This window comes from Leucobacter sp. USHLN153, assembly GCF_037145615.1.
Lineage (GTDB): Bacteria > Actinomycetota > Actinomycetes > Actinomycetales > Microbacteriaceae > Leucobacter.
In genome coordinates this window covers 54848-75393 of the sequence record NZ_JBBCXE010000005.1, presented here as the reverse complement: position 1 = coordinate 75393, position 20546 = coordinate 54848, and the positions used below count along the sequence as shown (strand labels likewise).

At 71.0% G+C, this 20546-nt stretch carries 19 protein-coding genes; 10 read left to right on the top strand and 9 right to left on the bottom strand.

The features are described from left to right. Positions 1 to 28: 28 nt before the first annotated feature. Genes nadC through WFH00_RS10220 form a run of 4 tightly spaced genes read right to left on the bottom strand, consistent with a single transcriptional unit; the run spans position 29 to position 5050 of the window. On the bottom strand, positions 29 to 877 hold the full coding sequence (nadC, locus tag WFH00_RS10235; RefSeq protein WP_336660737.1) for a carboxylating nicotinate-nucleotide diphosphorylase: 849 nt from the start codon (positions 875 to 877) through the stop codon (positions 29 to 31). Further along, entirely contained in the window at positions 871 to 2691 is a 1821-nt protein-coding gene (locus WFH00_RS10230; protein ID WP_336660736.1) for an L-aspartate oxidase, read from the bottom strand. Before WFH00_RS10230 ends, nadC begins: the two co-directional genes overlap by 7 nt. Further along, positions 2688 to 4040: a quinolinate synthase NadA gene (gene nadA, locus WFH00_RS10225; protein WP_336660735.1), complete on the bottom strand. Its 1353-nt coding sequence runs from the start codon at positions 4038 to 4040 to the stop codon at positions 2688 to 2690. The genes WFH00_RS10230 and nadA overlap by 4 nt, the downstream gene beginning before the upstream one ends. Beyond that, positions 4037 to 5050, bottom strand: coding sequence for an NUDIX hydrolase (locus WFH00_RS10220; protein WP_336660734.1), 1014 nt, complete (start codon positions 5048 to 5050; stop codon positions 4037 to 4039). Before WFH00_RS10220 ends, nadA begins: the two co-directional genes overlap by 4 nt. A 314-nt stretch (positions 5051 to 5364) precedes the next feature. Here WFH00_RS10220 and WFH00_RS10215 point away from each other — a divergent pair, with 314 nt between their 5' ends. Together WFH00_RS10215 and WFH00_RS10210 are read left to right on the top strand one after the other, a co-directional pair. Beyond that, positions 5365 to 5568 carry a cold-shock protein gene (locus WFH00_RS10215; protein ID WP_336660733.1) on the top strand — a complete coding sequence of 68 codons (204 nt, stop codon included), beginning with the start codon at positions 5365 to 5367 and terminating at the stop codon, positions 5566 to 5568. Between the two features lie 199 nt (positions 5569 to 5767). Continuing rightward, entirely contained in the window at positions 5768 to 7792 is a 2025-nt protein-coding gene (locus WFH00_RS10210) for an NADPH-dependent 2,4-dienoyl-CoA reductase (protein WP_336660732.1), read from the top strand. Positions 7793 to 7861: 69 nt separating this feature from the next. Here the strand turns inward: WFH00_RS10210 and WFH00_RS10205 are convergent, their stop codons facing one another. From WFH00_RS10205 to WFH00_RS10195, 3 genes are all read right to left on the bottom strand, one after another. After that, positions 7862 to 8422: a TetR/AcrR family transcriptional regulator gene (locus tag WFH00_RS10205; RefSeq protein ID WP_336660731.1), complete on the bottom strand. Its 561-nt coding sequence runs from the start codon at positions 8420 to 8422 to the stop codon at positions 7862 to 7864. A gap of 183 nt (positions 8423 to 8605) precedes the next feature. Beyond that, complete coding sequence (locus tag WFH00_RS10200; RefSeq protein WP_336660730.1) at positions 8606 to 9487, bottom strand: SDR family oxidoreductase; 882 nt, start codon at positions 9485 to 9487, stop codon at positions 8606 to 8608. Between the two features lie 57 nt (positions 9488 to 9544). Further along, positions 9545 to 9811 (bottom strand): DUF7218 family protein, encoded by a 267-nt coding sequence (locus tag WFH00_RS10195; RefSeq protein ID WP_336660729.1) that lies wholly within the window; start codon positions 9809 to 9811, stop codon positions 9545 to 9547. 385 nt (positions 9812 to 10196) lie between these two features. Between WFH00_RS10195 and WFH00_RS10190 the strand changes: the two genes are divergently transcribed. Continuing rightward, the gene (locus tag WFH00_RS10190; protein WP_336660728.1) at positions 10197 to 10718 is read left to right on the top strand and encodes a DUF6098 family protein; all 522 of its coding nucleotides are present in this window, start codon (positions 10197 to 10199) and stop codon (positions 10716 to 10718) included. Here WFH00_RS10190 and WFH00_RS10185 read toward each other — a convergent pair. Further along, positions 10715 to 12235, bottom strand: a complete 1521-nt coding sequence (locus WFH00_RS10185; RefSeq protein ID WP_336660727.1) for an FAD-dependent oxidoreductase — start codon at positions 12233 to 12235, stop codon at positions 10715 to 10717. The two genes, WFH00_RS10190 and WFH00_RS10185, sit on opposite strands and share 4 nt — an antisense overlap. Positions 12236 to 12466: 231 nt before the next feature. On the opposite strand from WFH00_RS10185, the gene WFH00_RS10180 reads away from it, so the two are divergent. Beyond that, positions 12467 to 13303 carry a sigma-70 family RNA polymerase sigma factor gene (locus WFH00_RS10180; protein ID WP_336660726.1) on the top strand — a complete coding sequence of 279 codons (837 nt, stop codon included), beginning with the start codon at positions 12467 to 12469 and terminating at the stop codon, positions 13301 to 13303. Between the two features lie 15 nt (positions 13304 to 13318). Here WFH00_RS10180 and WFH00_RS10175 read toward each other — a convergent pair whose 3' ends face one another. After that, entirely contained in the window at positions 13319 to 14296 is a 978-nt protein-coding gene (locus WFH00_RS10175; protein WP_336660725.1) for a glycosyltransferase family 9 protein, read from the bottom strand. 123 nt (positions 14297 to 14419) lie between these two features. Here WFH00_RS10175 and WFH00_RS10170 point away from each other — a divergent pair, with 123 nt between their 5' ends. Genes WFH00_RS10170 through rfaE2 form a run of 6 tightly spaced genes read left to right on the top strand, consistent with a single transcriptional unit; the run spans position 14420 to position 20480 of the window. Next, positions 14420 to 14980, top strand: coding sequence for a D-glycero-alpha-D-manno-heptose-1,7-bisphosphate 7-phosphatase (locus tag WFH00_RS10170; RefSeq protein ID WP_336660724.1), 561 nt, complete (start codon positions 14420 to 14422; stop codon positions 14978 to 14980). Beyond that, positions 14977 to 16059, top strand: a complete 1083-nt coding sequence (locus WFH00_RS10165; RefSeq protein WP_336660723.1) for a glycosyltransferase family 9 protein — start codon at positions 14977 to 14979, stop codon at positions 16057 to 16059. Before WFH00_RS10170 ends, WFH00_RS10165 begins: the two co-directional genes overlap by 4 nt. Further along, positions 16059 to 17180 carry a glycosyltransferase gene (locus tag WFH00_RS10160; protein ID WP_336660722.1) on the top strand — a complete coding sequence of 374 codons (1122 nt, stop codon included), beginning with the start codon at positions 16059 to 16061 and terminating at the stop codon, positions 17178 to 17180. Before WFH00_RS10165 ends, WFH00_RS10160 begins: the two co-directional genes overlap by 1 nt. Continuing rightward, on the top strand, positions 17177 to 18466 hold the full coding sequence (locus WFH00_RS10155; RefSeq protein ID WP_336660721.1) for a glycosyltransferase: 1290 nt from the start codon (positions 17177 to 17179) through the stop codon (positions 18464 to 18466). Before WFH00_RS10160 ends, WFH00_RS10155 begins: the two co-directional genes overlap by 4 nt. After that, the gene (locus WFH00_RS10150) at positions 18463 to 19131 is read left to right on the top strand and encodes a D-sedoheptulose-7-phosphate isomerase (RefSeq protein WP_336660720.1); all 669 of its coding nucleotides are present in this window, start codon (positions 18463 to 18465) and stop codon (positions 19129 to 19131) included. Before WFH00_RS10155 ends, WFH00_RS10150 begins: the two co-directional genes overlap by 4 nt. Beyond that, complete coding sequence (gene rfaE2, locus WFH00_RS10145) at positions 19128 to 20480, top strand: D-glycero-beta-D-manno-heptose 1-phosphate adenylyltransferase (RefSeq protein WP_336660719.1); 1353 nt, start codon at positions 19128 to 19130, stop codon at positions 20478 to 20480. The genes WFH00_RS10150 and rfaE2 overlap by 4 nt, the downstream gene beginning before the upstream one ends. Positions 20481 to 20546: the final 66 nt, after the last annotated feature.

Below are 20546 nucleotides of genomic sequence, written 5' to 3'. Positions count from 1 at the left end.
GGCGTCCCTCGAGCGTCACGATTCCCCGCTACTCAGCGTCGAGGCCGAGGTCGAGTGCGCGCGCGCCATGGGTGAGGAGGCCGACCGCGATCACATCGACCCCCGTCTCCGCGATCGCGGCCACAGAGCCGAGATGCACGCCGCCGCTCGCCTCCGTCACGGCACGTCCCGCGACGCGAGCAACGGCGAGCGAGAGATCGTCGGTCGAGAAGTTGTCGAGGAGCACGCCGGTGGGGCCCGCCTCGAGCACCGCGTCCAACTGGTCGAGACGGTCGATCTCCACGATGATCGACACCGTGTGGCCCGCTTCAGCGCGGAGCCGGCGCAGGGCGGCGGTCGTGGTCGCGTCGTCGATCGCGCCGAGCGCCGCGAGGTGGTTGTCCTTGATCATGATCGCGTCGGAGAGGCCGAATCGGTGGTTGCTCCCGCCACCCGCGCGCACCGCGTGCTTCTCGAGGGCGCGGAGCCCAGGTGTCGTCTTCCTCGTGTCCGCGATGCGTGCGGAGGTGTGGGCAACGGCGTCCACGAACTCCGAGGTGAGCGTCGCGATCCCGCTCATGCGCTGCGCGAAATTGAGCGCGACGCGCTCTCCCGTGAGCACTCCCCGGGCCGGTCCCTCGATGCGGGCGAGGGTGTCCCCCGCGGCGAACCGAGTTCCGTCGGCGAGGAGGTCCGCAAGCTGTACCCGCTCGTCGACCTGGCGGAACGTCTCGGCCACCACGTCCCCGCCCGCGAACACTCCCGGCTCGCGCGCGACCAGGCGTGTCGCCAGCGTGGCGGTTTCCGGGATAGCGAGCTCCGAGGTGATGTCGCCCCAGGGAGCGTCCTCGGCGAGGGCGCCGCGGACTACGGATTCGATGTGGGCTTTCGTCAGCATGCGGGTACGCTCCTGGGTTCGTGTGCGGGGTCGACGTGTGTGATGGCGGCGGCGACATCCGCCTGCGGTGAGCGGTAGGCCAGGCGCAGCGCGCGGCGGGCGGGAACGTCTGGTGACGGCTCGGGAAAGTCTGCTCGCCGATGTGCGCCCCGGGATTCCGTTCGAGCTTCGGCGGCGAACGCGATCGCGATCGCGAGTTCAGCGGCGTCGCGCTCCTCCGAATTCGCGAGCGCAGCGCTCGCCGTTCGCCGCGCGAGAGCTAAGCCTTCGGCATCGCGTTCGATGCCGAGGTGCCGCGACAGGGCGCGGGCAACCGTGCTCGCGGGCGCGGCGAGCGCCGCGCCCGGCGTCGCGGGCCCGGGGATCTCCACGGCGGGCGCGGTGCGCACGAGCGCACGCATTCCGGCTCCGAGCAGGTTCCAGGCGTCGCGCCGGGGGTCGTGACGCGCGGCGGCGAGGCCGGCGCGCTCGCCGAACACCAGTCCCTCCAGCAGCGAGTTCGAGGCGAGCCGGTTGGCGCCGTGCACGCCGTTCGCCGCGACCTCCCCCGCGACGAAGAGCCCGGGCAAACTGCTGCGCCCGTCGAGGTCGCTCGCGACGCCGCCCATCGTGAAGTGGGCCGCGGGCGCGACCGGCACGGCCTCTCGGCGCCAGTCCCAGCCGCGCTCGAGGAGTCCGCGGGTGAGCGAGGGGAAGCGCCGCTCGAGGGCTCCCGCTCCCTCGCGAGCCTCGATCTGCGTCGCGTCAAGCCACACCGCGCTGTCGCCGCGCTCCCGCATCCGACGATGTATCTCGAGCGCCACCACGTCGCGCGGGGCGAGCTCCTCCGCCTCATGCCGACCCCGCATGAAGCGCTCGCCCGAACCATCGCGCAGTACCGCCCCGGCACCGCGCACCGCTTCAGAAATCAGAAAGCCCGGCGCACGCGACTCTGCCCCTGCATACTCTGCCCCTGCATATTCCGGCCCCGACAACTCCCCCTCGTGCAGCGTCGCGCCAGGCCACTTCGCCCCGGAGGACGCCGCATCGCGGCTCACCGGCGCGAGCACCGTCGGGTGGAACTGCACGAACTCGAGGTCCGCGAGCATCGCCCCCGCACGAGCGGCCAGCAGCAGGCCCTGCCCCCGAGCGCCCGGGTGGTTCGAGCTCACGGAGTAGAGCGACGCATACCCGCCCGTCGCGAGCACCACCGCGTCACCGCACAGCTCTCCGTTCGCGGAATCACTCGCCCTGAAAGCAGATGCGACAGCAGCGCTCGAAGCCGGGCCACGGCCGCGTCCATGCGACACCGCATCGCGCAGCACCACCCCGCAGACCGCGCCGTCCTGCACGACGAGCGACGACACCTCGCTCCACTCCCGCAGCGCGATCAGGCCGGCATCGACGGCCGCTCGCACCCGCGCGGTCAGGTGCGCGTGCAGCACCGCCCCGGTCCTATCCCCACCGGCGTGCACAATGCGTTGGCGGCCATGCGCGCCCTCGAGGCCGAGCATGACGTGCCCGTCGCGATCCCGATCCGCTGCGAAACCATCCGCCAAGAGCGCTCGCATCGCCTCAGCGCCCGCTCGCACCAGCTGTTCGGCAGCAACAGCGTCCGTGAGTCCCGCGCCCGCCGAGAGGGTGTCGGCCAGATGATCGGCCACGCGATCCTCAGGCCCGATCGCCGCAGCGACGCCGCCCTGCGCGAGCGGCGAGTTGCCGGCCGCACGAGCATCGAGCGACCCCGCCGTCACGAGCGTCACGTCCGCGCCAGCGCGCACGGCCGCGAGCGCCGCGGAGCACCCCGCGACCCCCGAGCCGACGACGACGATCACGGCCGGGCCGCGAGCATCCGCTCGAGCGCGACGCGCGAGTCGCTGGCGACCGCGTCGGGCACGCGAATGCGGTTCGGGGTCTCGCCGGCGAGCAGCGACTCCAGAGTCCACGCGAGATAGGCCGGGTGAATGCGATACATCGTCGAGCAGGGGCACACCACCGGGTCGAGGCAGAAGATGGTGAGCTCGGGGTGCTGCTGCTGCAGCCGGTTCACGAGGTTGATCTCGGTACCGATCGCGATCACGCTGCCGGGCTCAGCCGCCTCGACCTCGCGCCGAATGTACTCGGTCGACCCCGCGCCGTCCGCCGCCGCGACGACGGCAGCCGGGCACTCCGGGTGCACGATAACGCGCACGCCAGGGTGCTCCGCGCGCGCCTGCTCGATCTGCGCGACCGAGAAGCGCTTGTGCACCGAGCAGAAGCCGTTCCACAGAATGACCCACGCGTCGCGCAGTTGCTCCGCCGTGTTTCCGCCGAGCGGCAGGTGCGGCCGCCACAGCGGCATCTGCTCCTCGGCGACTCCCATCGCGGTCGCGGTGTTGCGCCCGAGGTGCTGGTCGGGGAAGAAGACGACCCGCTGCCCGCGAGCGAACGCCCAGTCGAGCACGGCGCGCGCGTTCGACGACGTGCAGACGATCCCGCCATTGCGCCCGCAGAATGCTTTGATCGCGGCCGAAGAGTTCATATAGGTCACCGGGATCACGCTCTGCAGACCATCGGATCCTTCCCCGAGCACCTCGGTCAGCTCGCGCCAGCACTCCTCGACCTGCTCGATCGTCGCCATGTCGGCCATCGAGCACCCGGCCGCGAGGTTGGGCAGGATCACCGCCTGCTCTGGTCCCGAGAGGATATCCGCGGTCTCCGCCATAAAGTGCACGCCGCAAAAGACGAACGCCTCCGCCTCCGGGCTGCTCTTCGCCGCCTGCGCGAGCATGAACGAGTCGCCCACGAAATCGGCGTACTGCACGATCTCATCGCGCTGGTAGAAGTGGCCAAGGATCCGCACCCGGTCGCCGAGCTCCGCGCGCGCCTCGACGATCCACTCGTGCAGTTGCTCCTCGCTCGCCTCCCGGTATCGCGCTGGCAGCACGCCCTGCCGGGGTGCGTCGGTCGGGATCGCGTCGGCGACCGACGCCCCCGGCCCGTACCCCGGAGCGGTGTCGAACGACCAGGGAACCTGGGCCAGCTCCGAACCGCAGGTCGATCCGCCGACGGCCCGCAGTGCGATCGGACGAGTCGATCGAGGCCGAGCGGCACCGGGCAGCGAAAGCCCGGGAACGCCGGATTCCTCGGCCGCAGCTTCCTCGCGGGAGACGGCCCCGCGAATGAGTTCGTGAACGCTCGTCATGTCGTGCTCCTCGGCTCGGGTCGATCAGTGGGAAAGGTGCGCGCCGCGTCTTCGCGGAAGCGGTACAGGCGGGCGGGCCGATGCGGCGTGCCGGTTTCGCGCTCGCCGGTGTCGACGAGCGTGCCCTGCGCAAGCATTTGGCGTCGAAAGTTCGCGGGGTCCACAGCGCGCCCGAGCACCGCCTCGTACACGGCGCGCAGCTGGCCGATCGTGAAGGTCGCGCCGAGAAAGCGATGGGCGACCGCGGCGTACTCGGTCTTGCTTCGCAGCCGCGCGAGGGCGTACGAAACGATCTCCTCGTGATCGAACGCGAGCTCCGGGAGGCGATCGGCCGAGCACCACGCGACGTTCTCGTCATGAGGCAGTTCGCCGACTCGCGGCTCAGGAGCGGCGAGTGCATCGGGAGCGTCGGGAACGTCGGCAGCGTCGGGTGCCTCGTTCAGAGCGCCTTCGGCCGGCGCCGGATCGTCCCAGCGCCGTAACGGCCCGACGCCCGCCGCCCGGCCCCCGCCGCTCATCCCCGGCGTCCCACCTGCAGCGCTCCCGGCCGTCGCGGGTTCGCGCCGCTCCCCGCCCTCGGCCAGGTCAGCCTCGCCGTAGAGCGCCCAGTAGGCGATCGTCACGAGGCGCTGAGCGTCCGCGGAGCGTTCGATACCGCCGAAGGCGTAGAGCTGCTCGAGATAACCGGGCGCGTGCAGCGTCGCCGCGCGAATCGACCGCAGCGCCGTGTCAGCGAGCGTTTCGTTCCAGCGCGTCGGCCCGCCCGGCAGCGCCCAGCGCCCGCGGAACGGGGCACGGGTGCGGCGCACCAGAGGAATCCAGAGGGTGGTCGCGCCTCCTGGCTCGTCGGCGACGCGTCCCGCTCCCCCGGGAGCGCGCCGCGAAATGTCGTCGGCGTCGATGCGATACGCGCCGGCGGGCGGCTGCAGTGCGAAGGCGACGGTCGAGACGGCGACCGCAGGCGGCATGAAGCGCCGTTCGCTCGCGCTCGCCGCAGCGAAGCTATCCATGCGCGCCTCTCCTGCCGCATGCACACCACCCGGCACCACTTCGAGTCAGACTGACTTTAAGTAGCATCACCTTACAGATCGAGAAAGTCAAACCGGGCCCGGGTGATGCCGGCGCACCCTTTTTCCACGAAACCCTCGCGCTTCCGGCAATGCTGGGATAGGCTTTGGGGGTAAGACCAGTAATGCCGAACGTAGGGGATTCTCCAGCACGTTTTAACTGCCGCACTGTTGCGGCACGCTACCAGTCTCCACGTCGGCGCCGTCGCCGTGGTATCTCGGTCGCTCAGCGACCAGCAACACAAAGGAAATACAGTATGGCCACCGGCACCGTGAAATGGTTCAACTCCGAAAAGGGCTTCGGCTTCATCACTCCTGATGACGGAGCATCCGACGTCTTCGCGCACTTCAGCGCGATCCAGGGCAACGGCCGTCGCGACCTGTTCGAAGAGCAGCGCGTCGAGTTCGACGTCGAGCAGGGCCCCAAGGGTCTGCAGGCGAGCAACATCCGCGCACTCTAAGTCGCGATTGTGAAGTGAGGCGCGGGGGCGTGAAGCCCCTGCGCCTCACTTTTTTGTAGGCGTTGCACAGCGCCGTCGACACCAGCTTGCTGCATCAGTACAGTCGTGCGAGTGTCACCGACACGCGCTCGCTGCTGAGAACCAGCCGGGCGGCTCGGCCGCAGATCAGCGGGCCGACCCTGATTCGCCCGGGAGAGAGATGTCGACGCAGACGTACCCGCACCTGTTCACCCCGCTGCAGCTCGGCGCGATCACGCTTCCCCATCGCGTACTCATGGGCTCCATGCACGTGGGGCTCGAGGAACTACCTGGCGGCTTCGAGCGACTCGCCGCGTTCTACCGAGAGCGCGCTCAGGGCGGAGCCGCGCTGATCGTCACCGGAGGCGTCTCACCGAACACCGAGGGGCGCCTCACCGAGCACGCTGCGATGCTCGCGAGCGCGAGCGACGTCGCCGACCACCGACTCATCACCACGGCGGTGCACGAAGAGGGCGGCCGCATCCTGCTGCAGATCCTGCACGCCGGTCGCTACGGAGCACACGGTGACATCGTCGCGCCGAGCCCGCTGCAGGCGCCGCTCTCCCCCGTCACGCCGCGGGAGCTCACGGACGCCGACATCGAACGGACCGTCGAGGACTTCGCCCGGACCGCGAAGCTCGCGCGCGACGCCGGCTACGACGGTGTCGAGATCATGGGCTCCGAGGGCTACCTCATCAACGAGTTCACCGCACCTCGCACGAACCAGCGCACCGACCGCTGGGGCGGCGACGCTGCCGCCCGAGCCCGCTTCCCCCTCGAGATCGTGCGCCGAGTGCGCGCGGCGATCGGCGACGACGGCATCCTGATCTACCGGCTCTCCATGCTCGACCTCGTGCCCGACGGCTCCGAGCTCGACGAAGTCATTGATCTCGCGCGCGCGATCGAGGCCGCGGGAGCCTCAATGCTCAACACCGGCATCGGCTGGCACGAGGCCCGCGTCCCGACCATCGCGAGTTCCGTGCCGCGGGGCGCGTTCGCCTGGGTGACGCATCGCATTATGGGCGCGGTATCGATCCCGGTCATCGCCACGAACCGCATCAACACCCCCGAGGTGGCGGAGCGCATCCTGGCCGAGGGATCCGCCGACATGGTCTCCCTCGCGCGCCCGTTCCTCGCCGATCCGCAGTTCGTCGCGAAGGCGCGGGACGGCGCTCCCCAGCGCATCAACACTTGCATCGGCTGCAATCAGGCGTGCCTCGATCACACGTTCGCGGGCAAGGTCGCCTCCTGCCTGGTGAACCCGCGGGCCGCCCATGAGACGGAGCTCGTGATCGCCCCCGCGATCCGCCGCCGCATCGCGGTCGTGGGCTCGGGGCCCGCCGGCCTCGCGTGCGCGACCACGGCGGCCTCGCGCGGCCACGACGTGGTGCTCTTCGAGGCCGGCGAGCGCGTCGGCGGGCAGCTCAACGTGGCCCTGCAGGTGCCGGGAAAGAGCGAGTTCCGCGAGACGCTGCGCTATTTCGGGGTGCGGATCGCGGAGACCGGCGTCGAGCTGCGCCTGAACGAGCGGGCGACCGCCGAGAGCCTGTTCGCGGGCGGATTCGACGAGATCGTGCTCGCGACGGGCGTGCTCCCCCGCCGCCCCGAGATCCCGGGGCTCGATCACCCGAGCGTCGTCGGCTACCTCGACGTGCTGCGCGATCGGGTGCCGGTCGGCGAGCGCGTCGCGATCTTGGGGGCGGGCGGCATCGGCTTCGACGTGGCGGAGTTCCTGACGAGCGAGGGCGAAGAGGATCCCGGGGACGTCCCCGGCTTCCTCGCCCACTGGGGTGTCGACACCGAATACGCGCGCCGCGGCGGGCTCACCGCGGTCGCGGAACCGCGGGCTCGGCGCTCGGTCGTGATGCTGCAGCGCAAGGCGGGCAAGCTCGGGGCGCGCCTCGGCAAGACGACCGGCTGGATTCACCGCACGGAGCTCGCTCGCCGAGGCGTCGAGATGGTCGCCGGTGTCGAGTACCGCGGAATCGACGACGCGGGCCTGCACGTCGGGGTGGGCGGCGAGGCGCGCACGCTCACGGTCGACTCGATCGTGCTGTGCACGGGGCAGGATCCGGCGCGAGAGCTGCACGCGGAGCTCGCTGCGCGCGGCATCGACGCGCACCTCATTGGCGGGGCCGACGTCGCAGCGGAGCTCGACGCGAAGCGCGCGATCGACCAGGGGACGAGGCTCGCGGCCGCACTGTGAGCGGTGCCAGTGAGGCCCACCCTCGTGGCGCGGCCCGCGTGGCCCACCCGAGAGCGAAGGGAACTGCACCTAGCTCAGGAGCTTCTCGACCGCCGCGATCGCGTCGATGAGCATCTTGTCGAGCGGGTAACGGCCCGCGCCCCGGTTCGCCCAGCGCCACACCGTGCCGACGAGCCCCGCGGCGTATCCCGCTGCTACGATTTCCGCTCGCAGTTCGTCGACGCCGTCTCGCCGGAGCCGCCCCGCGATCGCCTCGGAGATGCACCATTGCCGTTCCGCGCGGCCCGCGCCGAGCTCGGCCTCGACGCCCATCGTGCGGGACTCGACGACGGCGAGCGCGAGGGTGTCGGGCTGTTCCCCCGCTGCGAACGCCCGCAGGGCCTGCGGGAGCGGCGTGCCACGGTCAGCGAGCGCGCTCGTGAGCGCGCTGATCCGCTCATCGAAGACGTGCCAGACGACGTCGGATTTCGAAGCGAAGTAGTTGAAGAAGCTGGAGCGGCTGACCCCCGCCCGCCGCGCGATCTCCGTTACCGAGGCTTCCTCGTACCCTCGCTCGAGAAAGAGCTCGCACGCGGCGTCGGCGAGGATCTCGCGCGAGGAGGCGCGCGGCCGGCCTCGGGACGCAGTCATCCTCCTACTGTATCCAGGCTGCACCGGGGCCCGTTAGACAGTGGATCACCGCTCGCTCGGACGACTCACCGGCGTGTCGGCCCGCACGTGGAGCTATCCACTGTCTGGCGGGCGCGGTGCAGAGCAGCGCGGACTGCAGAGCGTGTGCGACGCGAACGGGCGCGGAGCACAGCGCGCGGGGGCTCAGAGGTGCTTGCCGCCGGTCACGGGAACGACGGCGCCCGAGACGTACGAGGCCTCCTCGGACGCGAGGTACACGTACGCGCCCGCGAGTTCGGCCGGCTGCCCGGGGCGCCCGAGCGGCGTATCCGCGCCGAACTTCACCTGCTTCTCGTCCCAGCCGGTCGCCGGAATCAGCGGCGTCCAGATGGGGCCGGGGGCGACCGCGTTGACGCGCACGCCCCGCTCTCCCTGCTGCTCGGCGAGCGCCTCCGTGAACGCGACGAGACCCGCCTTCGTCATGGCGTAATCTAGCAGGTCCGGCGACGGGCTGTAGGCCTGAATCGAGGCGGTGACGATGACGCTCGAACCGGGTCCGAGGTGCGGAGCGGCCTCGCGGAAGAGCAGGATCGGCGCGACGAGGTTCGTCGAGAAGACGTTCTCGATGGCATCGCGCGAAACCTGCGCGTTTTCGTCGCGCTCCCGCTGCGTGCCTGCGTTGAGCACGAGAATGTCGAGACCGCCGAGCTCCCGGACGGTGCGCTCCACCGCTTCGACGCAGTCGCTTTCACGGCGCAGGTCGACCGGCAGGAGCACGCCCCTCCGGTTTGCGAGCTCGATCTGCTCGAGCGTCGCCTGCGCGTCCTCGTGTTCCTCGGGGAGATACGCGATCGCGACATCGGCGCCTTCCCGCGCGTAGGCGATTGCGACAGCGCGGCCGATGCCTGAGTCGCCGCCAGTGATCAGGGCGCGCATGCCGGCGAGGCGCCCGGACCCTCGGTAGGTGTCCTCCCCGTGGTCAGGCTGCGGCTGCATTGCACCGGTCAGGCCCGGCTGCGATTCCTGCTCCTGCTGGGGCAGCGGGGCGCTCGGGTATTTGGTTCGCGGATCGAGATTCGGGGTCATCGGGTCTCCTCCAGGTGTCGTGTGGTGTCAGCGGCTGAGAGCGCTCGGTGCTCGAGCTCAGTGCTCGCGCAGCTTCTTGATGAGCTCCGGCTTGCGGAGCTTCGAATAGCCCGAGAGACCAAGCTCCTTGGCGCGCTGCTTGAGTTCGGGAACGGTGCGCTCGTCGTAATCTTCCGCGTGGCCGCCGCGCTTGCCGACCTTCGAGCGGCCCTCCTTCGCGGCCGCGTTCGAGATGCGCGCGGCCTTCTCCGCGGAGTTCCCCTCGTCGCGGAGTCGGTCGTAGAGCTCGGGATCCTTCAGCTGCGGTGTCTTCGTTTTCGGCATGAATCGTCCTTTCGTCGTGCCGAGCGTATGTCGCTCCCGCTCCGCCGACGAGCCCCTCGACATAGGCACGCGCGCTCGTTAGCCTGAGTCGGCTCCGACCCAGTTGCGGCCCGCTCGAGGCCGCCCCGGCTATCCGTTTCAGCGTGACCTCGGAGACACATCAGCGGCACCTCTGCGCTCCTTGGGAAAAAGCCGGACACTGTGCATGATTCTTAACCGACGCTCCCCCCGGAGCGCAAGGGCCTCTGCTCACGAGGAAGCGGAGCGTACGCTCTGGTGAACGCAGGGGTGGTGGGACTGATAACCGAGGTCTGCGCCCAAAGCGGTGCTCGGATAGTTCGACCGTCACGCCGCGCCCGAGCAACAATCATGAAGGGACCGCACCGTGACCGAACTCGCTTTCGAGCCTCACTTCGGCATCACCGAAGAGTTGTCACACCTCGAATCCTCGCACGATGGGAAGCGCCCATTCGGCGCGTTCGAAATCGCGCCGCTCGAGTCGATGTACGACCTCGAATCGATGCTGCGCCGCTACCCGGAGCTCCACATCCGCTACTCGGAGGGTCCGGAGGCTGACAGCGAGCGCGGCAGCGTCGACACGGAGAGCGGGCTCGAACTCCCTGGCATTTCGGTCAACCCCCTGCAGCCTGAGCGCTGGTGGTTTCGACCCGTCGCTGACTGGCTCGCGAGACAGGTCTGCCAATACCGGCACCTGCAGGAGCGCAACCCGCAGCGATTCCCTTGGGTGCTCACGGGCCACTTCGTCGGGCGCGGCCCTGACTGCGAACCGCTCCTGAAGAACGTCGTGCCCATCGCTCGTCTCGGAGGCGGAGCGATCAGCGAAGCCGCCGAGCGATACGAGCGGCGGTTCGATGCGGGGAAGGGCCCGGAGGGCCGGGAAGACTAGCTCGCGGCGAGGTCGCTCGTCGCGGGCCCCTCGAGGATCGTGCCGTCCGCGGCGAAGCGCGATCCGTGCAGCGGGCAGTCCCAGCTGCGTTCTGCGGGATTCCAATTCACGATGCCGCCGAGGTGTGTGCACACCGCGGATACGCGGCACTCACGCCCATCGACCTGCGCGACGGCCACCGGCTTCCTTCCCTCGCGACGAACGGAGCCCTCGCCCTCGGCGAGTTCGCCCTCCGACCCGCCGAGCATCGCACCCGCCCAGTCCGCAACGACATGCCCCGCAACGCTCGCGTTCACGCGCGCCGCGTCAGCAACCCCGGCGACGCCCGGCGTCGTGCGCCGATAGACGTCGGCCCAGTCCGTGCGCCCGCCGAGCATCTGCGAGGCGATGGCGAGACCCGAGGCGACCGCGTTGGTCATGCCCCACTTGTTGTAACCGGTCGCAGCAAACACGCGGTCGTGACCACCGGGAAGCGGGGCGGCGTAGGGCGCTGAGGCGTGACGCCGGTAATCCTGCGCCGCCCACCACGTGACGCGCGGGCCCGCATGGAGGTTCGCCTTCGCGAACGCGTCGAGATCCGCCAACGCTCGCCGGGTGTCACCGCCGCGACCCGTCGTGTGATCGCCACCACCGACGAGCACGAGCGTCTCGCCGGAAGCGCCGCGGGCCGTCCGCAGCGAACGGCTCGGCTCATCGATCGACACGTGCATGCCGCGCGGCACATACGCCTCGGGCACCGAGTACGCTCCCACGAACGAACGGTTCGGCTCGACGCGGGCGAAGAACATACCGCGGTCGAGGATCGGCACGCCCGTCGCCAGCACGCAGCGGTCCGCCGTGGCCACGCCGAGCGGGGTATTGAGCCGCACCCGCCGTGACGGTCCACCCGCGTCGTCGCCCCGCGTTCCGCTGACGTTCGCACCCGTCACCCGCACGCCCTCGTGCAGCTCCCCGCCGCGCGCGAGCAACTCGGCGGCGAGCGCCGCGAGCACGTCGATGGGCTGCAGCTGCACCTGGTCCGGCAGGGCGATCGCGGCTGCAACCGCGAACGGCAGGCCCGTGTCGGTCGTCCACTCCGCGCCCACCCCTGCCGTCTGGCAGGCCTCGAGCTCTTGCTCGAGCGCGCTGCGCTGCGACTCCGAGTGCACGAAAGTGACCGCCCGCTGCCGCTCCACGGGCATCCCGAGGTGTTCGAGTTCGCGCACGAGCCACGCCTGACCCTCGCGGTTGCCCTCGGCGTATTCGCGCACGGCCTCGTCACCAAGGTGTGTGCGGAGCGACGAGTACACGCTGCCCTGCAGCAGGCTGAGTTTGGCGGTCGTATTGCCCGTCGCCACGGCGCCCACCGTGCGGGCCTCGAAGACGGCGACCCGCTGACCCGCGCGAGCGAGCAGCACCGCGGTGACGAGCCCGGTGAGACCGGCTCCCACCACGATCGTGTCGTAGGGTCTGTCGAACGTCGGCCGGGAATCGGACGTCGGGATGGGTGCGCCGGTGAGCTGCCACAGAGAAGCCATGCTCCGACGCTACGTGCCGTGCGGCGCCCGCGCAGCCCCTTGACACCGCGGGGCGCGACCGGTTGAGGAATGCTAGGCGACTGCGAGCACTGGGTCAAGGCGCTCCCCGAGAACCGGAAGTGCGGCGAAGCTGATGCTCTGGGCCGCTCCGCTTGCATGCTGCGGCCCCGCCGAATTTGCGAGCGAAACCGGTGCCCGCCCGGCTTCGCTCGTCGCCCCTGAAGGAGGCTCATGCTTGCTCCGAACCCCGCATTCGACCGAGATGAATTCCCGCCTCGCAGCGGAAGCACGCGCGCTAACGCCGACGTCGCGCGCAATGCGCACGCGCTCGCGCTTCTCGAAGCTGCGGCACGCTCGGGGCCCGAGCGGCGCCGACGCCTGCAGCAGCGCGTCATCGTGGAGTACCTCCCGGTGGCACGCTCGATCGCGAATCGTTTTCGGGGTCGCCCCGACGACACCGCAGACATCGTCCAGGTCGCCTGCATCGGGCTCGCCAAGGCGGTGCAGCGCTTTGACCCGAGTCTCGGCGACGACCTGGTGTCCTTCGCGGTGCCGACCATTACGGGAGAGATCAAGCAGTACCTGCGCGACACCTCATGGATCGTGCGCCCACCCCGGCGTCTGCAGGAGCTCGCGCAGGAGGTGCCCGCGGTGCAGGATCAGCTCGAACGGGAGCTCTGCCGCACCCCCGGCGTCGCAGACCTCGCGGGCGCGCTGCATCGTCCCGCGCCGCTCATCGCGGAAGCCCTGCAGTGCGCCGCGTCCCGCGCCCCGCTCTCGCTCGACGCTCCCCTCGGTCAGGGCGATGACACCGCGTCACTCGCTGAGATGCTTCCGACGACGGATCCAGGGTTCTCTCGCACCGAACTCGCACTGACGCTCGAGCGCGCGTCGCGGGTGCTCACGAGCGAGGAACGTCGCGTGCTCAACTTGCGCTTCGAGGATCAGCTCACTCAGGACGAAATCGCCATTGAGTGCGGCATCAGCCAAATGCAGGTCTCGCGGATGCTCACGAACATGCTCGCGAGGCTCCGGGCAACCCTGGTCGCCGAAATGACGGTGGTCTAAACGATGGTCTAGCGCTTACGCGACCCGTCGAGGGAGCACGCGTCGCGCTGCCGCGATGACATCGGCCGCGCTCACCGCGAGGAGCGCGGGGTCCGGATCCGTCGCGAAGGCCTCGCCGCGCCGCGCCGAGGCGTCCGTCAGCACGATGTGGGGCCCCGGAGGCGGCCCCCACTCCTCGGGGGACGCTGGCCCGAAGATGATGACCGAGGGGATGCCGTACGCCGACGCGAGATGGCCCGCCCCGGTGTCGGCGGTCACCACGATCACGGCTCGCGCGACGACCGCCGCGAACTCCGCGAGGCCGATACGCCCCGCGAGCACATCATCCTCGGCGAGGCCCGCCAGTGCGGCCACCTGTTCCGCGCGCTCGCGATCCCGCTCGTCCCCCGTGACGACGACGTGATGCCCGGCCTCGACCAGCGCGCGGGCGACCTCGGCGAAGCGCTCGACCGGCCACTGCCTCGAGCCGTAGAACGCGCCCACGTGTATGACGGCCGCTCCGCTCACCGGGGGCAGCGCCTCGGGCACCGCAATCCGCACATCGTCAGCGTCGGCGGGAGCGCCCGCGGCCCGCACGAGCCGGGCCCACCGTTCGCGCTCGAGCATGCCGTCGACCCACAAGGGAGGTACGGGGTCTTCGGGCCCGGGCGGGGTCGCTCCGGTGTCGCTCGGCACGTGATGCACGATCCGCACCCGAGGCTCGAGCGCGTCGATGACGGTGCGACTCTCGGGCCCGTTGCCGTGCAGATTCACGGCGATGTCGACCTCGCCGGGAGCGAGCGGCAGCAGCTCGTCGAGGCCCGGCGTCGGCAGCAGCTCGTCGACCGCGTCGACCAGCCGCACGATCGGAGACAACCATCCGGGCGCTGCGAGCACGATCCGGTGATCCGGAAAGCGCTTTCGGAGCCCCCTGAGCGCCGGGACCGCGACGAGCAGGTCCCCGAGTTTGAGCGTGCGCAGCACGAGCAGCGTCGGTTTCGGCCGATGCGACATGCAGTTCCTCCCCCTGCGCGGCCGTAACCAGCCGCATTGCCCTCTGGACTACCGCACTGCTCAGCGCCGCGCAAGGGGTCGGCGACCTCGTTTACTCCTGCTGCTTCGGGGCATGGGTGAGATATGAGTGAAGCCGAGGAAGCCGCGCAAGCGCCCGTGCTCGCGGTGCTGTTCGACCGCGATGACACGCTCATCGTGGACGTGCCGTACAACGGAGACCCCGAGGCCGTGCGCCCGATGCCAGGCGCGCGCGCCGCGGTCGATCGCGTGCGCGAGCTCGGCATTCCCGTCGGGGTCATCAGCAACCAGTCGGGCATCAACCGCGGCCTCCTCACGGAGGAGCAGGTGCGCGCGGTCAACGGGCGGGTCGAGGCCGAGCTCGGTCGCTTCGACACGTGGCGGGTGTGCCCGCACGCGCCGTTCGAGGGCTGCGAGTGCCGCAAACCGCAGCCCGGCATGATCCTCTCGGTTGCTCGAGAGTTCGGCATCGCTCCGGAGAACATGGTGATGATCGGGGATATCGGGGCGGACGTCGAGGCCGCGAAGGCCGCCGGCGCCCGCGGGATTCTCGTTCCCACCCGCCTCACGCTTGCGCAGGAGTGCGAGGCAGCTGAAACGGTAGCGGAGAACATCGAGGAAGCCGTCGAGATCGCGCTCTCGTGGCACGGGGCGGTGGCGCGATGAGCGGGCCGGTGATCGTCGCGCGCCTCGACAGCATGGGCGATGTGCTCATCTCGGGGCCCGCGATCCGCGCCGTGGCGCACCAGTCGGAGGTCGTGCTGCTGTGCGGCCCGCTCGGCGCCGGCGGTGCCGCGCTCCTGCCGGGCGTGAGCCGCACTCTGGTGTGGGAGGCGCCGTGGATCTCCGAGCCGTGGCGCGAAGTCAGCCGGGCCCACACCGAGCACCTCATTTCCGCCGTGCGGGCGACGGGTGCCGAAGAAGCGGTGATCCTCACCTCGTTCCATCAGTCGCCCCTGCCGCTCGCCATGCTGCTGCGGCTCGCGGGAGTGGCCCGGATCACCGGGGCTTCGGTCGATCACGCGGGATCGCTGCTCGATGTGCGGCTGCGCCCGGGCGAGGACCTGCCCGAGGATCTCCCCGAGCCCGAGCGCGCCCTCGCGATCGCGGAGGCGGCAGGGTTCCCGAGCCTCGACGACGGGCGCCTCGCGGTCGTGCCTCCGCCCGAAACGACCGCGCTCACGGGGGATGCACCATACATCGTGTTGCACCCCGGAGCGGCCGTGCCCGCTCGCCGCTGGCCCGTCGAACACTTCGCGCGTTTGGCGCGGCTCCTCACCGATTCCGGGCGTCGCGTCGTAATCACGGGAGGCGCGGGCGAGGCGATGCTCACCGCTCGGGTGCGCGATGCGGCGCCTGACGCCGTGGACCTCGCGGGCGCGTGCACGCCCCAGGAACTCGCGGGGGTGCTCGCTCGTGCCGACGTGCTTGTGTCGGGCAACAGCGGCCCCGCGCACCTCGCAGCGGCCGTGCGGACCCCGGTCGTGAGCCTGTTCTCCCCGGTCGTTCCCGCCGTGAAGTGGGCGCCCTACGGCGTGCCCGTGCGGCTCCTCGGAGACCAGAACGCTCCGTGCAGAAACTCCCGCGCGAGGGAGTGCCCGATCACCGGGCACCCGTGCCTCGCCGGAGTCACCCCCGAGACGGCGTTCGCCGCCGCTCTCGAACTCGAACCGCTGGGCCGCTCGCGAGATGAGAGCGCGGCTGAGGCCGCCTCCTCCGCGACGCCCGAGCAGGAAGGACACTGATGCGCATTCTCGTGTGGTATCTCCACGGCGGTTACATGCAGGCGTTCTTGCGCGGCTCGCACGAGTATCTCGTGCCGGCTGAGCCGGGCCGCGAGCTCCCCGAGCTCCCGCCGAACGCTCGCCGCATCGAGCCGAGCGAGGTCGCGGATGCAGAGATCGACGTTGTCGTGCTGCAGCGCACAGAGGAGCTCGGATGGGCCGAGGACATGCTCGGGCGCCGTCTCGGCCGCGACGTCCCGGCCATCTTCATCGAGCACAACACGCCGAAGCAGTCCCCGGTGTCGGAGCGCCACTTCCTCGCTGATCGCACCGACATCCCGGTCGTGCACGTCACGCACTTCAACCGCCTCGCGTGGGACTCGGGCGACGCGCCGACCGTGGTGATCGAGCACGGGATCCCGGACCCGGGCGCCCTCTACACGGGCGAGGAGCGCGCGCTCGGCGTCGTCATCAACGAGCCCGTGCGGCGCGGGCGCATCACGGGGACCGACCTGCTGCCGGCATTCGCGAGCGCGGGCCGGCTCGACTGCTTCGGCATCCACACGGATCAGCTCCCCGAGGCGCTCGGGCTGGGTGAGGATCAGCTGCGCGTCGTCGGCGACCTCCCTACGGCGCACATGCACGCCGCGCTCGCCCGCCGCCGCGCGTACGTGCACCCCATGCGCTGGACCTCGCTCGGCCTGTCGCTGCTCGAGGCGATGTACCTCGGAATGCCGGTGCTCGCGCTCGCGACGACCGAGGCCGCGCGAGCCGTACCGCCGGAGGCGGGCGCGATCTCGGCCGATCCCGCAGAGCTCGTGGCGACGGCCGACCTGCTGCTCGCGGATCCCGACGAGGCGCGGCGACGGGGCGTCATCGCCCGCGAGGCCGTGCATTCGCGCTACAACCTGACGCGCTTCCTGGAGGACTGGGACGCCGTGCTCGCGGACACCCTGGACACGCGGGGGCGTCGCGGGCCGCTGCTCGCGGTGCCGGATCTCGCGGTGCCGGACATCGCCGCAGCGTCAGCGGTCACTGCCTCTGTATCCCGCGCCCGCGGCGCCCACGCGGCCGACAGCGCTCCGCACGACGCCACACCCGGCGCCGAGCCCTCACTGATCACGGAAGGGATCGCTCGATGAACATCGCCATGGTCTCGGAACACGCCAACCCGCTCGCGACGCCCGGAAGCGTCGACGCCGGGGGTCAGAACGTGCACGTCGCCGCCCTCTCACGGGCTCTCGCCGAACGCGGCCACCGCGTCACCGTGTTCACCCGCCGCGACAACCCCGACACGCCGACGCGCGTCGAGATGTGCCCGGGAGTCGAGGTCGTGCACCTCACTGCGGGCCCGATGCGGCACGTACCGAAGGATGAGCTCCTCCCCCACCTCCCCGCCCTCGCCGAGGGCCTCGCAGCGGCGTGGCGCTTCGACCCGCCGGACGTGGTGCACAGCCACTTCTGGATGTCGGGCATCGCCGCCCTCGACGCCGTCGAGTCGCTCGCGGCGCGGGGCGGCAGCCGCCCGGCCGTGCTGCACACCTTCCACGCCCTCGGTTCGGTGAAGCGCCGGCACCAGGGCGCGGCCGACACGAGCCCCGCGGAGCGCGAACACCTCGAGCCTCTCGTGGGCCAGCGCGTCGACACCGTGATCGCGACCTGTCCCGATGAGGTATCGGAGCTCACGGCGCTCGGCATCCCGAGCGAGCGGATCGACGTGGCCCCGTGCGGCGTCGACCTCTCGGTGTTCCACGCGACCGGCCCGGTCGCCGAACGAGGACCCGGTTTCCAACTGCTCAGCCTCGGCCGCCTCGTGCCGCGAAAGGGCGTCGACCTCGCGATCCGCGCGATCGCGCTCCTGCGCTCGCGCGGGGTGACCGATGTCGAACTGCGCATCGTCGGCACGGGCGATGCTCCCGAGGGGTGGATCGGGCCGGACGCCGAGACGCTGCGCCTTCGCGAGCTCGCAGAAAGCCTCGGGGTGGCGGAGCAGATCCACTTCCTCGGCCGCGTGGATCGGGCGGACGTGCCCTCCCTCATTCGCGCGGCCGACGCCGTCGTCTGCACGCCCTGGTACGAGCCGTTCGGCATCGTCCCGCTTGAGAGCATGGCGTGCGGCACGCCCGTGATCGCCGCGAACGTCGGCGGTCTCGGCGACAGCGTCGTCGACGGCGGCACGGGCCTGCTGGTGCCGCCGCAGGATCCCGAGGCGCTCGCGGGTGCCGTCGAGCGTCTCCGTGCCGATCCCGTCTTCTGCTCGGCCCTCGGCGCCGCAGGTCAGGCCCGCGCGCAGTCCCGCTACAGCTGGGAGCGCGTCGCCTCCCGCACCGAACGCATCTATGAACGAGTGCTGCAGCGCGTCCGCCAGGATCGCAGCCAGCACCCCACCAGCGCCTCGGGCGCACGACTCGCGGAGGCCGCACTGTGACTACGACCCAGACTCTCCCCAGCCACATCCCGCCGACCCCGACCGGGCCGGCCGAGCCGAAGCCCGCGCTGCGGCCCGGGCATTGCATCGCACCCTCGGCGGTGCTCGACCACTGGGACGACCTCGCCGAGGCCCTCGTTCTCGCGCGCCGGCACGCGCCGCACCTCGAGGCGTGGGGGCGGGAGCTCGCGACACGACTGCGGCGCGGGCATCGCCTGCTGGTTGCGGGCAACGGTGGATCGGCCGCGGAGGCTCAGCACCTCTCGGCGGAGCTCGTCGGCAGATACCGCGGAGACCGCGACGCCTACTCCGCAATCGCGTTGCACGCGGAAACGTCGAGCATTACCGCGATCGGCAACGACTACGGTTTCGACCAGGTGTTCGCTCGGCAGGTGCGCGCGCACGCCCGCTCCGGCGACATTCTGCTCCTGCTCTCGACGAGCGGTGGAAGCGCGAACCTCCTCGAGGCGGCCCGCGCGGCCGAGCGCGCCGGTGCCACGACTTGGGCCATGACGGGGCCGGGGCCGAACCCGCTCTCCTCCATCGTCGACGACGCGATCTGCCTCGACGGCGCGTCGCCGCACGTGCAGGAGTGCCAGCTCGCCGCTATTCACGCCGTGTGCGAGGTCTTCGACGCCTGCGTCGGAAAGGACGGACAATCATGAACATCGTCGTTGTCGGAGACACGCTCCTCGACGAGGATATCGACGGGATCGCGGAGCGGTTCCAGCCCGACGCCCCCGTGCCCGTCGTCGATGTGCACCAGCGCGTCTCGCGTGCGGGCGGCGCCGGGCTCGTCGCGCGCATGCTGCGAGAGGACGGCGTCGACGTCACGCTCGTGACCGCGCTCTCGCAGGACGCGCCGGCCGACCGGCTGCGCGCCCATTTGGAGGGCATCACCGTGGTCGCGGGTCTTCTGCCCGCGCCCACCCCCGTGAAGACGCGCCTCCGTGCCCACGGCCAACCGGTCGCGCGCATCGATGAGGGCTGTGGCGACCCGGTGCTCCCGCACGTCACGCAGGAAATGCTCGACGCGATCTCGCGTGCCGACGGCATCATCGTGTCCGACTACGGTCGAGCGCTCACCGAGCACCCGGAGTTGCGCGTCGCGCTGCACCATCGGGGTGCGCGCGTGCCGCTCGTCTGGGATCCGCATCCGAAGGGGGCGGATCCGGTGCCGTCGTCGCGGCTCGTCACGCCGAACCTGAGCGAGGCCGCGAAGGCGGCTCGAACGGCCGCCGATCCCTCGACCGCCGCGGACGCGGCCAAGTACCTGCGCGAGCGCTGGGGCTGCGTCGCGGTCGCGGTGACCCTCGGTTCGCAGGGGGCGATGCTGCTCGACGTCGACCACGACGCCGTGCACATTCCGACGCGCTCGGTCGAGACGGCGGACGCGTGCGGCGCGGGCGATCGTTTCGCCTCGGCGGCGCTGCTCGCGCTGATCGAGGGCGCGGATCTTCCCACGGCGGTGCGCGCAGCTGGGAATGCGGCGGCCGACTTCCTCGAGAGCGGCGGCGTTGCAGCGCTGGGCACCAGCGCGGGCGCCCGGGGCGGTGGCCCGCGCGACGCGTTCGCCGTCGCCGAGCGCGTGCGCGCCGCGGGCGGCACCGTGGTCGCGACCGGCGGGTGCTTCGACCTGCTGCATGCCGGCCACGTGCGCACGCTCTCCGCCGCTCGCGCCCTCGGCGACTGCCTCATCGTGTGCCTGAACTCCGACGACTCCGTGCGACGGCTGAAGGGTGCGGATCGCCCGCTCATCCGCGAAGACGACCGCACTGAGCTGCTCTCGGCTCTGAGCTGCGTCGATGCGGTCCTGGTGTTCGAGGAGGACGGCCCCGAGGCGGTCCTCGATCGGCTGCGCCCCGACATCTGGGTCAAGGGCGGCGACTACCGCGCCCAGTCCCTCCCCGAGACCGCCCTCGTCGAATCGTGGGGCGGCCAGGTCGTGACGCTTCCCTATCACCTCGGCCGCTCGACCACGGCACTCGCCGAGGCCATCGCCAGAGTCAGCTGAGGCCGGCAGCGCGGGCACCGCGCAATCCGTTCAGCACGATCTCCGCACCGCGCGATCCTCACCCCT